This is a genomic window from Streptomyces sp. NPDC006309 (assembly GCF_040613095.1).
Taxonomy (GTDB): domain Bacteria; phylum Actinomycetota; class Actinomycetes; order Streptomycetales; family Streptomycetaceae; genus Streptomyces.
Genome location: NZ_JBEXRO010000008.1, coordinates 124,082 through 138,336, shown reverse-complemented (window position 1 = coordinate 138,336; position 14,255 = coordinate 124,082). Strand labels below are relative to the sequence as shown.

At 73.2% G+C, this 14,255-nt stretch carries 13 protein-coding genes, 1 tRNA gene and 1 pseudogene; 9 read left to right on the top strand and 6 right to left on the bottom strand.

Going from position 1 to position 14,255, the window contains the following annotated elements; all coding sequences use genetic code 11:
- Positions 1-127: 127 nt before the first annotated feature.
- Positions 128-766 (top strand): AmiS/UreI family transporter, encoded by a 639-nt coding sequence (locus tag ABZ117_RS13975; RefSeq protein ID WP_356820442.1) that lies wholly within the window; start codon positions 128-130, stop codon positions 764-766.
- A gap of 24 nt (positions 767-790) precedes the next feature.
- Positions 791-2,041 (top strand): formamidase, encoded by a 1,251-nt coding sequence (fmdA, locus tag ABZ117_RS13970; RefSeq protein ID WP_356820440.1) that lies wholly within the window; start codon positions 791-793, stop codon positions 2,039-2,041.
- 379 nt (positions 2,042-2,420) lie between these two features.
- On the opposite strand, the gene ABZ117_RS13965 is transcribed toward fmdA, so the two are convergent.
- A tRNA-Pro gene (locus ABZ117_RS13965) sits at positions 2,421-2,494 on the bottom strand.
- A gap of 105 nt (positions 2,495-2,599) precedes the next feature.
- Here ABZ117_RS13965 and ABZ117_RS13960 point away from each other — a divergent pair.
- Entirely contained in the window at positions 2,600-3,118 is a 519-nt protein-coding gene (locus tag ABZ117_RS13960; RefSeq protein WP_356820438.1) for a DUF309 domain-containing protein, read from the top strand.
- Positions 3,119-3,186: 68 nt separating this feature from the next.
- Positions 3,187-3,960 carry a precorrin-6A synthase (deacetylating) gene (gene cobF, locus ABZ117_RS13955; RefSeq protein ID WP_356820437.1) on the top strand — a complete coding sequence of 258 codons (774 nt, stop codon included), beginning with the start codon at positions 3,187-3,189 and terminating at the stop codon, positions 3,958-3,960.
- Positions 3,961-4,373: 413 nt separating this feature from the next.
- On the opposite strand, the gene ABZ117_RS13950 is transcribed toward cobF, so the two are convergent.
- The 4 genes from ABZ117_RS13950 to ABZ117_RS13935 form a co-directional block, all read right to left on the bottom strand.
- Positions 4,374-5,153, bottom strand: coding sequence for a cobalt-precorrin-6A reductase (locus ABZ117_RS13950; protein ID WP_356820435.1), 780 nt, complete (start codon positions 5,151-5,153; stop codon positions 4,374-4,376).
- Between the two features lie 116 nt (positions 5,154-5,269).
- The gene (locus ABZ117_RS13945) at positions 5,270-6,043 is read right to left on the bottom strand and encodes a sulfite exporter TauE/SafE family protein (protein ID WP_356820433.1); all 774 of its coding nucleotides are present in this window, start codon (positions 6,041-6,043) and stop codon (positions 5,270-5,272) included.
- A 104-nt stretch (positions 6,044-6,147) separates the two neighbouring features.
- Complete coding sequence (locus ABZ117_RS13940; protein ID WP_356820431.1) at positions 6,148-7,659, bottom strand: long-chain fatty acid--CoA ligase; 1,512 nt, start codon at positions 7,657-7,659, stop codon at positions 6,148-6,150.
- Positions 7,660-7,727: 68 nt separating this feature from the next.
- On the bottom strand, positions 7,728-8,915 hold the full coding sequence (locus ABZ117_RS13935) for a thiolase family protein (protein WP_356820429.1): 1,188 nt from the start codon (positions 8,913-8,915) through the stop codon (positions 7,728-7,730).
- 146 nt (positions 8,916-9,061) lie between these two features.
- On the opposite strand from ABZ117_RS13935, the gene ABZ117_RS13930 reads away from it, so the two are divergent.
- The 4 genes from ABZ117_RS13930 to ABZ117_RS13915 all read left to right on the top strand — a co-directional run bounded on the left by ABZ117_RS13930 (position 9,062) and on the right by ABZ117_RS13915 (position 11,862).
- The gene (locus ABZ117_RS13930) at positions 9,062-9,871 is read left to right on the top strand and encodes a lysophospholipase (RefSeq protein ID WP_356820427.1); all 810 of its coding nucleotides are present in this window, start codon (positions 9,062-9,064) and stop codon (positions 9,869-9,871) included.
- 84 nt (positions 9,872-9,955) lie between these two features.
- Positions 9,956-10,447 carry a DNA starvation/stationary phase protection protein gene (locus tag ABZ117_RS13925; RefSeq protein ID WP_356820425.1) on the top strand — a complete coding sequence of 164 codons (492 nt, stop codon included), beginning with the start codon at positions 9,956-9,958 and terminating at the stop codon, positions 10,445-10,447.
- Positions 10,448-10,478: 31 nt separating this feature from the next.
- A complete protein-coding gene (locus ABZ117_RS13920; protein ID WP_356820423.1) occupies positions 10,479-10,823 on the top strand; it encodes a DUF3140 domain-containing protein in 345 nt (114 codons plus the stop codon).
- 244 nt (positions 10,824-11,067) lie between these two features.
- On the top strand, positions 11,068-11,862 hold the full coding sequence (locus ABZ117_RS13915) for an SAM-dependent methyltransferase (protein WP_356820422.1): 795 nt from the start codon (positions 11,068-11,070) through the stop codon (positions 11,860-11,862).
- Positions 11,863-12,129: 267 nt separating this feature from the next.
- Here ABZ117_RS13915 and ABZ117_RS13910 read toward each other — a convergent pair.
- Positions 12,130-12,464: pseudogene (locus tag ABZ117_RS13910) on the bottom strand (HAD family hydrolase); the annotation flags it as partial.
- Positions 12,465-12,850: 386 nt separating this feature from the next.
- Between ABZ117_RS13910 and ABZ117_RS13905 the strand changes: the two are divergent.
- Positions 12,851-14,254, top strand: coding sequence for a glutamine synthetase family protein (locus tag ABZ117_RS13905; RefSeq protein WP_356820420.1), 1,404 nt, complete (start codon positions 12,851-12,853; stop codon positions 14,252-14,254).
- Position 14,255 lies beyond the last annotated feature (1 nt).

Below are 14,255 nucleotides of genomic sequence, written 5' to 3'. Positions count from 1 at the left end.
CCAGCGGTGTGCGGAATGCGGAATCACGCAACGCGGGCCGGGAGCCGAGCCGTATCATCGGCAGCTCATCGGCGGCTCTGGCGCCACGCGATTCCACTCCCCACGCGGACTTAGGAGGTGTGTCCCCGTGGGAAACGTGGGACTGCTCTTCGTCGGTGCGGTGCTCTTCATCAACGGATTGCTGCTGCTCGGGAAGGTCGATGCCCGATCGGGAGCGGTGTTCAACCTTTTCGTAGGCGCACTCCAGGTACTGACGCCGACTTACCTCATCTTCACTGCCAACGGTGACCCCATGAAGATCCTGGCGGCATCTGGCATCTACCTCTTCGGCTTCACCTACCTCTACGTGGGTATCGGCCTGCTCGCCGGTCTCGACAGCTCCGGCGTCGGCTACTACTCGCTGTTCGTGGCAGTTGTCGCCCTGGGGTACTCGTTCGTCAATTTCCGGCTCTTCAAGGATTACCCATTCGGGGTCATCTGGCTCTACTGGGCCTACCTGTGGTTCCTGTTCTTCCTGCTGCTCGGTCTCAAGAAGGACGACCTCAGGATCTATACCGGCTGGGTCACGGCGATCGAAGGTTGGGTTACTGGTGTGATTCCCGCCGGGCTGCTGCTCTCCGGCTACTGGAAGCACCCCACCGAGATCGCCATCGCACTGGCGGTCTTCGGCGTGGTGGTGTTCGCAGGGCTGTGGCCGCGCACCCATAGAACGCCGCGGCCGACCTCAGCCGCCCCGCCGGCCGGAGGCGTGGGCGCACCAACGTGACCGGATCAGGAACGAGGAGTTCTCATGCCTGAAATTCTCTTCAGCGTGGACCACAGCAAGTCGATGCGTGACCAGGCCCTGCCCGGCCACAACAGGTGGCACCCGGACATCCCCATCGTCGCCATGGTGAAGCCGGGAGCGGAGTTCCGCATGGAGTGCCGCGACTGGACCGACTGCCAGGTCGGCAACAACGACACCGCCAACGACGTACGCGACATCGACCTGACCATCCCTCACATGCTCAGCGGCCCGATAGGCGTGGAGGGTGCCGAACCCGGCGACCTGCTCGTCGTCGACATCCTCGACCTCGGCCCGGTGCCGCAGCAGACCGGGGACGCGGCAGGACAGGGCTGGGGCTATACCGGCATCTTCGCCAAGGCCAACGGCGGAGGCTTCCTGACCGACTACTTCCCGGACGCCTACAAAGCGGTATGGGACTTCCACGGGCAGCAGGCCGTCTCCCGTCACCTTCCCGGGATCCGCTTCACCGGTATCACCCACCCCGGGCTGTTCGGAACCGCTCCGTCCGCCGAGATGCTCGCCCGCTGGAACGCCCGTGAGCAGGCGCTGATCGACACGGACCCCAACCGGGTCCCGCCCCTCGCCGTACCTCCGGACGGCACCAACGCACTCGCCGGTACGGCCACCGGGGACCTGGCACGCCGCATCGGCGAGGAAGGCGCACGCACGGTGCCGGCCCGCGAGAACGGAGGCAACCACGACATCAAGAACTTCACCCGGGGGTCGAGAGTCTTCTACCCCGTACACGTCAAGGACGCGAAGCTGTCCGGTGGCGACCTGCACTTCAGCCAGGGCGACGGAGAGATCACCTTCTGCGGCGCCATCGAGATGGGCGGGTTCATCGACTTCCACGTCGACCTGATCAAGGGCGGCATGGAGACCTATGGCATCTCCACCAACCCCGTGTTCATCCCGGGCAACGTCGAGCCGAGGTACACGGAGTTCCTCACCTTCATCGGGATCTCCGTCGACCATGACACGGACACGAACTACTACCTGGACGCGACGTTGGCCTACCGCCGGGCCTGCCTCAACGCCGTCGAGTACTTCAAGAAGTTCGGCTACAGCGGAGAGCAGGCCTACCTGCTGCTCGGCTCCTCCCCCATAGAGGGACGTATCAGCGGCATCGTCGACATCCCCAACGCCTGCTGCTCGTTGTACGTACCTACCGCCATGTTCGACTTCGAGGTCCGTCCCAGCGCTGCCGGACCGATGAAGGCCGACCGAGGCCAGTGCGCGTTGGCCACCGCCTGACCGGACCCCGGCTGCGGCCCTGCGGTCCCGGCAGCGACTCGGCTTTGCACATCATCGCCGTTTGCCGGTCCCGAGACGGCGGGCCGCGGCCAGGAGCCTGTCTGCGCAGTAATGCCGGCAGGTCGGTCCGCCGGCTGAGGCTTTGGCCTCCCGTGGCCCGAGCGGATCACGATGCCGTCTGTCCTCTCGCTGCCTGGACAAGCTGGCCGGGTATGTCGGGCAGGGCCCGGCCGCGCATGGCTGGGTGGAGGCACCTTGACCGAGTCAAGGTGCGCTTCGGCCGTGTTCAAGCGAACCGGTCCCCAACAGGTCCCCAAAATGATCAGAAGACCGCTCCAGATCCTCTCTGAAACGGCCTCTGACCTGCGACTTCGAAAAGTCGGGACGACAGGATTTGAACCTGCGACCCCTTGACCCCCAGTCAAGTGCGCTACCAAGCTGCGCCACGTCCCGTCGCGCTCTCCCGCGGTGCCCCGCGTGATCGTGCGGACAGCACTGTACCCCACGCCGCGGAACGCACCGAAGAAGGCCCGGGCGGAACGGGGGACAATCGGCCGTATGACGAACGCGGACGCATCGGATGCCAGGGACCGGTCCAGGGACCGGGACGTGGACGGGCGAGCCCGGAACGCGCGGCCCCGGGACGGGCTGGGCCGGCCGCTGCCGTACGGCGCCGAGGGCGTGCCCCGGCAGCCGGAGGGGCTCGTACGCACGCCGCGGGAAACGGTCGCCGAGGCGCAGGCGCTGCTGACGCAGGGGCGGCCGTTCCACGCGCACGAGGTCTTCGAGGACGCCTGGAAGTCGGGGCCGCCCGAGGAGCGCACGCTGTGGCGGGGGCTGGCCCAGCTGGCCGTGGGGCTCACCCACGTGGCCCGTGGCAACACCCGGGGCGGGGCCCGCCTGCTGCGGCGGGGTGCGCGTGCCGTCGAGGAGTGGCAGGCCGGGCGGGGCGAGGACCGGCCGTACGGGATGGATCTGCCGGGGCTCACCCGGTGGGCCGGGGAGCTGGCCGGACGGGTCGAGCACGGCTCGGCACCGGTGGACGCGCGGGCCGAGGCACCCCGGCTGGGCCCCTGACCGGGAGGCCGTCGCGGGCGTGCGGAGGCGGTGGACGCGCTGTCAGTGGCATGCGGCAGACTCGGGGCGTGCGAAAGATTCATGTCATCGGTATCGGCGCGGGCGACCCCGACCAGCTGACCCTCCAGGCGGTCAGGGCGCTGCGCAGCACGGACGTGTTCTTCCTGCTCGACAAGGGCGAGGTGAAGAGCGATCTGACGCGGCTGCGCCGGGACATGCTGGACGCGCACCTGCCGGCGGGCTCGTACCGGGTGGTGCAGGCCCGTGACCCGGACCGGGACCGGAAGGCGGGCGGGGCGGCCTACTCGCCGGCCGTCGGGGACTGGCGCAGCGCCCGCGCCGGGATCTACCAGCAGCTGATCGCCGAGGAGCTGGGCGAGGACGGCACCGGCGCCTTCCTCGTGTGGGGGGACCCGGCGCTGTACGACAGCACGCTGGGCATCCTCGAGGAGGTGCTGGAGCGCGGTGAGGTGGAGTTCGCGTACGACGTGATACCCGGCATCAGCAGCGTCTCCGCGCTGGTCGCCCGGCACCGCACGGGGCTGAACCGGGTCGCCGGGCCGGTGCAGATCACCACCGGGCGGCGGCTGGCCGAGGGGTTCCCGGAGGGGGTGGACGACGTGGTCGTCATGCTGGACGCCCACCAGGCCTTCCGGCGGTACGCCGACGAGGACATGGACATCTACTGGGGTGCCTACATCGGTACGCCGGACGAGATCCTCGTCTCCGGGCCGCTCGCCGAGGCCGGTCCGCGCATCGAACGGCTGCGGGCGGAGGCGCGGGAACGCAAGGGCTGGATCATGGACACGTACCTGCTGCGCCGCCACCCCGCGAAGGACTGACCGGCACCGGCCGCCACCGGCACCGGCCGGCCCCGCACGCATCCGCCGCCACCGGCCCGCCCGCGAGCACCCGCCGCCACCGGTACTGCCACCGGCCGGCCCGCCCGCACCAGCCGCCACCGGCGCCAGCCGCCACCGGCACGCGTCGCCACCCGCACCCCCGCCACCTCGCGAGCACCCCCGCCACCGGCACTGCCACCGGCCGGCCCGCCCGCGCCAGCCGCCACCGGCGCCAGCCGCCATCGGCACGCGCCGCCACCCGCACCCCCGCCACCTCGCGAAGGTCGCCCGACGCCCGAGACGCACCACCCCGCACCCGCACCCGTGCCCGGCCCACCCGGCCTCCGCGCCCCGCAACCCGTCAGCCGTCAGCCGTCAGCCGTCAGCCGGAGGCACGCTCCCGGGCGTACCCGTCAGCCAGGCCCTTCCTGTCCCTCCCCGGGGCCCGGCCCCGCGGCGAGGCCCAGCCGCTCCAGGGCCCCCGCCACGTCCGGTACCGCCTGTACGCCCTCCGGCAGCGGTGGCCGGCGGACGACGAGCACGGGGAGTGCGAGGTCGCGGGCGGCGGTCAGTTTCGCGGCGACGGCCGCGCCGCCGCTGTCCTTGGTGACCAGGACGTCGACGCGGTGGGCGCGCAGGAGTTCCGTCTCGTCGGTGACCGTGAAGGGGCCCCGGGCCAGGACGACCCGGGTGTCCGGCGGCAGGGGCGGTTCGGGCGGCTCGACCGACCGGACGACGAAGTGCAGGCCGTGCAGGTGGGCGAAGGCCGCGAGGCCGAGGCGCCCGGTGCTGAGGAACACCCGGCGGCCCAGGCCCGGCAGGGCCTCGGCGGCCCCGGCCAGGGACGGGACGTCGTACCAGCGGTCGCCGGGGCCCGGCCGCCAGCCGGGGCGGCGCAGCACGACGGCCGGGATGCCCGTGGTGCGGGCGGCGCGGACCGCGTTGGCCGTGATCGTCTCGGCGAAGGGGTGGGTGGCGTCCACCAGGGCGTCCACGTGATGTGCGCGCAGCCAGTCGGCGAGCCCCTGCGGGCCGCCGAAGCCGCCGGTCCGCACCTCGCCGGGCAGTGCCGCGGGCCGGGTGACCCGGCCGGCGAGGGAGGTGGTGACGCGGACCCCGGGGCGGGCGGCGAGGTCGGCGGCGAGGCGGCGGGCCTCGGTGGTGCCGCCGAGGATCAGCACGTGCGCGGGCATGGAGGTGAGCGTACGAGGTCGTACGGGCCGGCCGGCCGCCCGGGTGTCCACGGCCCGGCCACGCAGCCGATGCCGCGGAACCCGCCCTCCGGGCAGGGCGGGTCCGACGACACGGCCTAGCGGAGCAGCAGTTGCAGGCCGCCGACGACGGTCGCCGCGATCACCAGTTGTTCGAAGAGCCGCTGGTTGATCCGGTGTACGGCCCACTTGCCGAACAGGGCACCGGGCACCACGAACACCGCGAGCGCGGCGTCCAGGAGCAGTGAGCGGCCGTCGATCAGGCCGAGGCCGACGCTGAACGGCACCTTGGACACGTTCACGATGAGGAAGAAGAAGGCCGAGGTGCCCAGGAAGCCGAGTTTGCGGAAGCCGGCGGAGAGCAGATAGAGGGACATCACCGGCCCGCCCGCGTTGGCGACCATGGTGGTGAACCCGCCGAGGACACCGTACGAGCGTGCCTTGACGCGGCCCGCCCGGGTGGTGACCGCGTCCGGCGCCTGAGGGGTCCCGGCCGTCCGCCGTCGCCACACCGTCACCCCGGCCATGAGCAGCAGGATCGCGCCGATCGAGGTCCGTACGACCCCGTCGTCGGCCCACACCAGGAACAGGGTGCCCGCCACCACGCCCACCGCGACGGCGGGGAACAGCCGCCACAGCGTGGGCCAGTGCGCGTGCCGCCGGTAGGTGGCGACGGCGAGCAGGTCACCGGCGATCAGGACGGGCAGCAGGACCCCGGTGGAGGCCCGGGCGGGCAGGACCGCCGCGAAGACCGCGAGACTGACCGTGTTGGCCCCGCTCACGGCGGTCTTGGAGAAGCCGACGAGGAGTGCGGCGGCGGCGAGCGCGGCGAACTGCCCGCCCGAGAGGTGCCAGAGCGTCATCGTGTTCATGGAGGGACCGATGCTATGCACACGTATACGTTCCGCGTAAGCGGCGTCTCGCCGGCCGGTCCCGGGCCCGGTGCCGGTCCTGCACCGGGTCCGGCACCCGTGCGCTACCGGCCCGTGTACCGCGCCCGCAGTTCCCGCTTGAGCACCTTCATGCTCGGTCCGAGCGGCAGCGCGTCGGTGAACTCCACGCGCCGCGGGTACTTGTGACGTCCGAGGTGCTGCTTGGACCACTCGGTGAGCGCGGCGGCGTCGGGCGTGGCGTCCCGCGCCGGGACGACGACGGCGCACACCTCCTCGCCGTGCAGTTCGTCGGGCAGGCCGATGACGGCGGCCTGGGCGATCTCCGGGTGGCGCATCAGGACCTCCTCGACCTCGCGCGGGTAGACGTTGTAGCCGCCGCGGATGATGACGTCCTTCTTGCGGTCGACGATCCGCAGGAAACCCTCGTCGTCCTTGGTGCCGAGGTCGCCGGTGCGGAACCAGCCGTCCACCACGGCCTCGGCGGTGGCCTCGGGGCGGCCGAGGTAGCCGGAGAAGACGTTGTGGCCGCGGATGACGACCTCGCCCAGCTCACCGGGCGGCAGGAGTTCGATCCGGCCCTCCAGCTCGGCGCGCGCGATCTCCACGTCGATGCCCCAGAGGGGGTGGCCGATGGTGCCGGGCCTGGTGCCGAACACGGGCTGGTTGACCGTGGCGGTCGGTGAGGTCTCCGACAGGCCGTACCCCTCGTAGATCTTCACCCCGAAGGCGGCCTCGAACCGCTCCAGCACGGCGACCGGGAGCGAGGCCCCGCCGGAGACGCACACGCGCAGTTCGGGCAGCCGGGCGGCGTCGGCGGCCGCCGCGGCGAGGGCGACGAACATGGTGGGCACGCCGTGGAAGGTGTTCACGCCCTCCCGCACCATCAGCGCGAGGGCGCGGGCGGCGTCGAAGCGGGGCAGCAGGACGAGCGTGGCCCCCGCGCGCCAGGTGGAGTTGAGCGACACCGTCTGGCCGAAGGCGTGGAACAGCGGCAGCGCGCCGAGTGCGACGTCGTCGGGCCGGATGTCGTTGGCGTCGAAGGCGTTGACGGTCGCGTTCATCACCAGGTTGAAGTGGCTCAGCACGGCGCCCTTGGGGACGCCGGTGGTGCCGCTGGTGTAGAAGACGACCGCCGGGTCGTCCGCGGCCCGGGTGACGTACGAGGGCAGCGGTTCGGCGTCGGCCGCGAGCTTGCCGAACTCCTCGCCCAGGGTGAGGGCCCGGATGCCGGCGGTGCCGGCGGCGGCGCGGCCGGTGTCCGCCTGGGCCGGGTGGACGAGCAGCAGGGTGGCTCCGCTGTCCTTCAGGACGTGCTCGACCTCTTCGGCGGAGAGCAGCAGGTGCACGGGGACGACGACCGCGCCGGCCGCGGCGATCGCGTAGTAGGCGACCGGGAAGTCGGCGGTGTTGGGGGCCATCAGGGCCACCCGGTCGCCGGGCCGTACGCCGAGGCCGGTGAGGGCGCCCGCCTGTGCCAGCGCCCGCTGCCACACCTCGGCGAAGGTGAGCCGGAGGTCGCCTTCGACGAGGGCGGTCCTGCCGGGGCGGCGCCGGGCGTTCTCGGCGAGGATGGCGGCGACGGACAGGGTTGCCATGGGGTGCTGCTCCGTTTCCTTGCGGCTCGTACTACCGATCCCCTTGCGGGGCCCCCGTTGGGGGCGGTTCAGTGCCTTTCGACCAGCACCGCGCTGCCCTGCCCCACGCCCACGCACATGGTCGCGAGCCCGCGCCGCGCGTCCGTGCGCCGCATGCGGTGCAGCAGGGTGGTGAGGATGCGGGCGCCCGAGCAGCCGAGGGGGTGGCCGAGGGCGATGGCGCCGCCGGTGGGGTTCACCAGCTCCGGGTCGATGCCGAGCAGGTCGACGCAGGCGAGGGCCTGCGCGGCGAACGCCTCGTTGAACTCGGCCTCCTGGAGGTCGGCGGTCTCCCAGCCGGCCCGGTCCAGCACCTTGCGGGTGGCGGGGACGGGGCCGAGGCCCATCACGTCGGGGTGGACGCCGGCGGAGGCGCCCGCGACGTACCGCCCGAGGGACTCCAGGCCCAGCTCGGTCAGGGCCTCTTCGCTGACCAGGAGCAGACCGGCGGCCCCGTCGTTCATCGGTGAGGCGTTGCCGGCGGTGACGGTGCCGTCCGCGCGGAAGACCGGCCTGAGCCCCGCGAGCTTCTCCAGGGAGGTGTCCTCGCGGACGCACTCGTCCTGCTCGACCAGGACGCCGTCGGGGCGTTCCACGGGCAGGAGTTCGTCGTCGAAGTGGCCGTTCTTGCGTGCCGTGGCCGCCAGTTGGTGGCTGCGCAGGGCGAACTCGTCCTGGCGGGCTCGGGAGATGCCGTGGCGGGCGGCGACCTCCTCGGCGGTCTCGCCCATGGCGAGGAGGCCGTGCAGTTCCTTCATGGCGGGGTTCACCAGCCGCCAGCCGAGCCGGGTGTCGTGGGTCTCGATGCGCTGCGGCAGGGCCTCGTCGGGGCGGGGCAGCACGAAGGGGGCGCGGCTCATCGACTCGGAGCCGCCCGCGATCACGATGTCGGCCTCGCCCGCGGCGATGGTCCGCGCGGCGATGGTGACCGCTTCGAGTCCGGAGGCGCACAGCCGGTTGACGGTGGCGCCGGGCACGGAGTCGGGGAGCCCGGCAAGCAGGGCGGCCATCCGGGCGACGTTGCGGTTGTCCTCGCCGGCCTGGTTGGCGGCGCCCCAGTAGACGTCGTCGACGCGGGCCGGGTCGAGGGCGGGCACGCCGGCCACCAGGTGGCGGATCACGGTCGCCGCCAGGTCGTCGGGACGGACGGACGAGAGGGCTCCGCGCAGCTTGCCGATGGGGGTGCGGCGGGCGGCCGCGAAGTGGACGGGACGCACGGCTGGGACTCCTGACCTACGACGCTGTGGATCAGCACGGACCGGTACAGCACCTGTTAATTAGCACTGCTAGTTTTCGACTATAGACCTCCGACCGCCCCGCTGGGAAGATTCCCCCGGCCGTCACCGAGCCCGCTGGAGGAGACATGCCCCACGTCCGCGAGCACCTGCTCGACGGCACGCACGGACCTCTCGCCGTACACGAGTGGCCGCATCCGGCGCCCCGCCTCCTCGTCCTCCTGGCGCACGGGTACGGCGAGCACGCCGGCCGGTACGCGGAACTCGCCGCAGTGCTCACCGGGCACGGCGCCGCCGTGTACGCACCCGACCACGCCGGCCACGGCAGGTCGGCCGGCGAGCGGGTGCTGATCGAGGACTTCGAGGACGTGGTCACGGACGTGCACCGGGCGGCGGACCTGGCCCGGACCGCCCACCCCGGCCTGCCGCTGGTCCTGGTCGGTCACTCCATGGGCGGCCTCGTCGCGGCCCGGTACGCCCAGCGGTACGGCGACGAGCTGAGCGCGCTGGTCCTGTCCGGGCCCGTGATCGGCGCGTGGGAGCTGCCGGGGCGGCTGCTGGCCCTGGAGGAGATCCCGGGCCTGCCGGTCAGCCCGTCCGCGCTCTCCCGGGACCCGGCGGTGGGCGCCGCCTACGCGGCCGATCCACTGGTCTGGCACGGGCCCATGAAGCGGCCGACGCTGGAGGCGTTCGCCCGGACCCTGGAGACCGTCGCCCGGGGCGGTGACGTCGGGCGGCTGCCGCTGCTGTGGCTGCACGGGGACGACGACCGGCTGGTGCCGCTGTCCGGCAGCCGGCCCGGGGTGCGGCGCCTGAGCGGCGGCCGGCTGACCGAACGGATCTTCGCCGGGGCACGCCACGAGGTGTTCCAGGAGACGTGCAAGGAGGCGGTCCACGCGGAGACACTGGCCTTCCTGGACCGGGTGCTGCCTCGCTGATCAGGGCGTTTGCCCCCTGGTGAGCCGGGGCACCCGCCCTGTCGGACGTGACCCGAAATGCTGACGAAAGGGGACCGACCCATCATGACCGTGGTCAAGAGCACGCTGCCCGAGGAGTCGCTCGGCGTCGTCGGGGCCGCCCTTCAGGACACGCTGGTCGACCTGCTCGGACTGTCACTGATCGGGAAGCAGGCGCACTGGAACATCGTGGGCCCGCGCTTCCGGTCGATCCACCTCCAGCTGGACGAGGTGGTCACCACCGTCCGCGAGCACTCGGACACGGTCGCCGAACGGGCCGCCGCGCTGGGCGTGTCGCCGGACGGCCGGCCGGAGACCATCGCCGCGGCCTTCTCGCTGCCCGGCGCCAAGGACGGCTGGCTGCGCGACACGGAGGTCGTGGAGCTGATGGTGGAATCGCTCGGGACGGCCGTCGACCGGCTGCGCGGGCGGATCGAGGCGACCGAGAAGGCCGACCCGGTCACCCAGGATCTGCTGATCGCCATCACGGCCGACCTGGAGAAGCAGCGCTGGATGTTCCAGGCCGAGAACCACACCCCCGAGCAGGCCTCCAGCTAGCGCGTCCGACCCACGCAACGAAGGGAGAACCATGGCCGACGCCCTGGAACTCGACGCGCTGTGGGAGAACTTCCACCGCGTGGTCAACATGACCTCGGCGGAACTGGCGGCCTGGCTGAAGGTCCGGGACGCCGACGAGGAGACGGAGCAGTTGCCGGAGGCGTCGGGCTCGCCCACCGGACGGCATGTCCTCGCCATCCTCCAGAAGCGCCGTACCGACCTCACCGACGACGACATCCGGGTGATGCACCAGGTCGTCGACAGGGTCGAGGCCCTGACGGACCTGGAGAACGAGCCCGCACCCGAGACCACGCCGGCGGACACCCGCCGCCGGCACCGGCTGATGACGCTGGGCCACGACCCGCTCAAGCCGTAGGCGGGCAGCCGCCCGCGGGCAGCCGGACGGCACGGCGCCGGACGGCCCGCCCCGGCCCGCCCGCAACACACCGGGAAGCCGGCCGGGAGCGCCCAACTGCCCATGCTCTCCGCCGTGTCGGCGCGGGCGGCAGCCGGCGGGCAGGTGGCGGGGGCCCGTCCGCGCCGCGCCGCGTGATCGTGTCAGACTGCTCCCCGCACGTCCCGGATCGACCACCGGGACCGGACGCGCGGAGGAGCAGCACGTGACGGGGACCGAGCCCGACAGCCGGCACATCGACACCACCCGGCCGCATCCGGCACGGGTGTACGACTGGTTCCTCGGCGGCAAGGACAACTACCCCGTCGACGAGGAACTGGCCCGCCGGATCACGGCGATCGACGGGGGCGCCCCCAAGGCCGCCCGCGCGAACCGGGCGTTCATGCGCCGGGCCACCCGCGCGCTGGCCGCGGAGGCGGGGATCCGCCAGTTCCTGGACATCGGCACCGGCATACCGACCGAGCCGAACCTGCACCAGATCGCCCAGTCGGTCACCCCGGACGCCCGGGTGGTCTACGTCGACAACGACCCCATCGTGCTGGCCCACGCGCACGCGCTGCTGCGGGGCACCCCCGCCGGCGTGACGGAGTACGTGCAGGCCGACGCCCGCGATCCGCACACCATCCTCGAACAGGCCGGCCGCGTGCTGGACTTCGACCGCCCGGTGGCCCTCTCCCTCATCGCGCTGCTGCACTTCATCGCCGACGAGGACGGCGCCCACGACCTGGTGGCCGCCCTGGTCGACGTGCTGGCGCCGGGCAGCTTCCTGGTGCTGTCGACCATGACCGCCGACTTCGACCCGGAGAACGTCCGCACGGGCATCGCGGCCTACAAGGCGGGCGGAGTGACCCTGGTCGCCCGCTCGCACGCCGAAGTGGGCGTCTTCTTCGAGGGCCTGGAACTGCTGGAACCCGGGATCGTGTCCGTGGCGCAGTGGCGCCCGGAGGAGGAGCCGCAGGAGCGGATATCGCTGTACGGCGGGGTCGCGCGAAAGCCCTGACGCCCCGGCGCGCCGCCCGGCCCGTTGGCGCGCGCAGACCATGGTGTTCGGCCACCACTTCAACGACCCGGAGATGCTGGACGCGGCGCCGACCGGTCCTTCGCCATGGCGGGAGCCCACCCCGAGGTGATCCGCCGGGCCCGCCACCTGTCCCCGTCAGCAACGACGACGGCGTACCGCGCACCGTCGCCCGCGTCCTCGGACCGTGGCCCGCCCCCGGTCCCGGCCGTCGCCCGTACGCGCCTCGCCCGCACGCCGGCGCCACCGGAACGCCTCGTCGGTCCGCTCGACGTACGCCGCCCGCTCGCCGCAGACGACGGCGCCGACGTCCGCGCCGCCCGCGACCAGCCGCCGTACCGTCCGGGCGGGCGCGGGGGCGACGGACCGGTCCAGCGGATCGCCGGAGCTCAGCTCCACGCCGTCGCGGACCACGTACGTGCCGTTCTCCGCGATGAACACCATGCCCTCGGCGACGTCCGCGAACTGCCGGGCCGCGTCGCGTACCGACGGCCGCTGACCGGGCTGAACAGCACGCCGCGGCGGCGCAGTTCGGCGAGCATCGGGCCACAGCCCTCCCGCCTGCCCGCCGGGCCCGCCGACATCCGGCTGATCGTCACCCGGACCGGTGTTCCGCATGCCCGCCGCAGGCCCGGAACCGGTGGGACCCGGTTCGCACACGTGCCCGGAACCGCCCAGGGTGCCCGTTTCCCGGGCGCGGGCGATCAGCGGGCGGCACAATGGCGGCGGAGCACCGCACAGGAGAAGGGCGGACACGTGAGCGAGGACCAGGCCCCGCCGGCCACCGCCCACGGGCACGCCGGATCCGCCGCCCTCCCCGGTGCCCCGGCACCGGCCGCGCCCGGCCTCGTGCCCGGCCCGCGGTGGCGCGCCGGGCCGGCGCCGGCCGCACCGGTGCCGCGGTCCGTCCCGGCCGCCGTGCGACCCTGATGCCGGCCGCGTGCGCCGCCGGGCCCGCCGAGGAGGACGTATGACGACTTTCGCCGACCCCGTGCCCGGCGGCCGTCCCGCGGATCTGCGCCGGGTCGCCGCGCTCACCGCCGGCCTGGCCGCGCGGGGTGTGCACGGCATCGTGCTGGCGTACGTCGACACGGCGGGCGTCGGCCGGGTGAAGACGGTCCCGACGGCCCGGCTGGAGGCGGCCGTGTCCTGGGGCGTCGGCATGTCCCCGGTGTTCGACACGTTCCTCGCCGGTGACTCCGTCGTCACCACCGACGTCCTCGGCTCCCCCGACGGCGATCTGCGGCTCTACCCGGACCTGGACGGACTGGTGGCGCTGGCCGGGCAGCCCGGCTGGGCGTGGGCGCCGGTGGACCGGATCACCCAGGAGGGGACCCGGCACCCCGGCTGCACCCGGACCTTCCTGCGCCGGGTCGTCACCGACGCCGCCGAACGGCACGGCCTCGCCTTCAAGGCGGCGATCGAGATCGAGTGGTCGGTGGGCGCCGGCTCGGCGCCCGCCGGGGAGTTCGTGCCGGCGGTCCACGGACCGGCGTACGGCGCGATCCGGCAGGTCGAGCTGAGCGACTACACCGCCGATCTGCTGGCCGCGTGCGCCGCGCAGGGCGTGGCCGTCGACCAGCTGCATCCCGAGTACGCGGCCGGCCAGTTCGAGATCTCGGTGGGCGCGCAGGACCCGGTGGCCGCGGCCGACCGCAGCGTGCTGGTCCGCCAGACCATCCGGGCGGTGGCCCAGCGGCACGGCCTCAGGGTGTCGTTCGCGCCCGCGGTGACCGGTGAAGGCGTCGGCAACGGCGGCCATCTGCACCTGTCCTGCTGGCGCGACGGGATGAACCTGCACGCGGGCGGTGACCGCCGGTACGGCATGACGGCCGAGGCGGAGGCCTTCGCCGCCGGGGTGCTCGCCCGCCTCCCCGCGCTGACGGCGGTCACCGCGCCGAGCCCGGCCAGCTATCTGCGGCTCAGACCCTCCCAGTGGGCGGGGGTGTTCACCGCCTGGGGCCGCGAGACCCGCGAGGCCGCGCTGCGGGTGATCACGGGGACGGCGGGCCGTCACGCCCAGGACGCCAACCTGGAGGTCAAGCCGGTCGATCTGGCCGCCAACCCGTATCTGGCTCTCGGCTGTGTGATCGCCGCCGGCCTCGACGGCATGGCGGCGGACCGCGTCCTGCCCGAGGAGATCACCGGTGACCCGGCCCGGTACGGCCCGCGGGAGGCGGCGGCCCTGGACGTACGGCGGCTGCCGCGGTCGCTGCCGGAGGCCGCCGAGGCGTTCCGCGCGGACCCGGTGCTGCGGGCCGCGCTGGGCCCGGTCCTCGCGGACGCGGTGACCGCCGTACGGCTCGGCGAGGCGGCGGCCGTCGACGGCCTCGACGACACCCGGGTGGCGGCGGCCTACCGCTGGAGGTACTGAG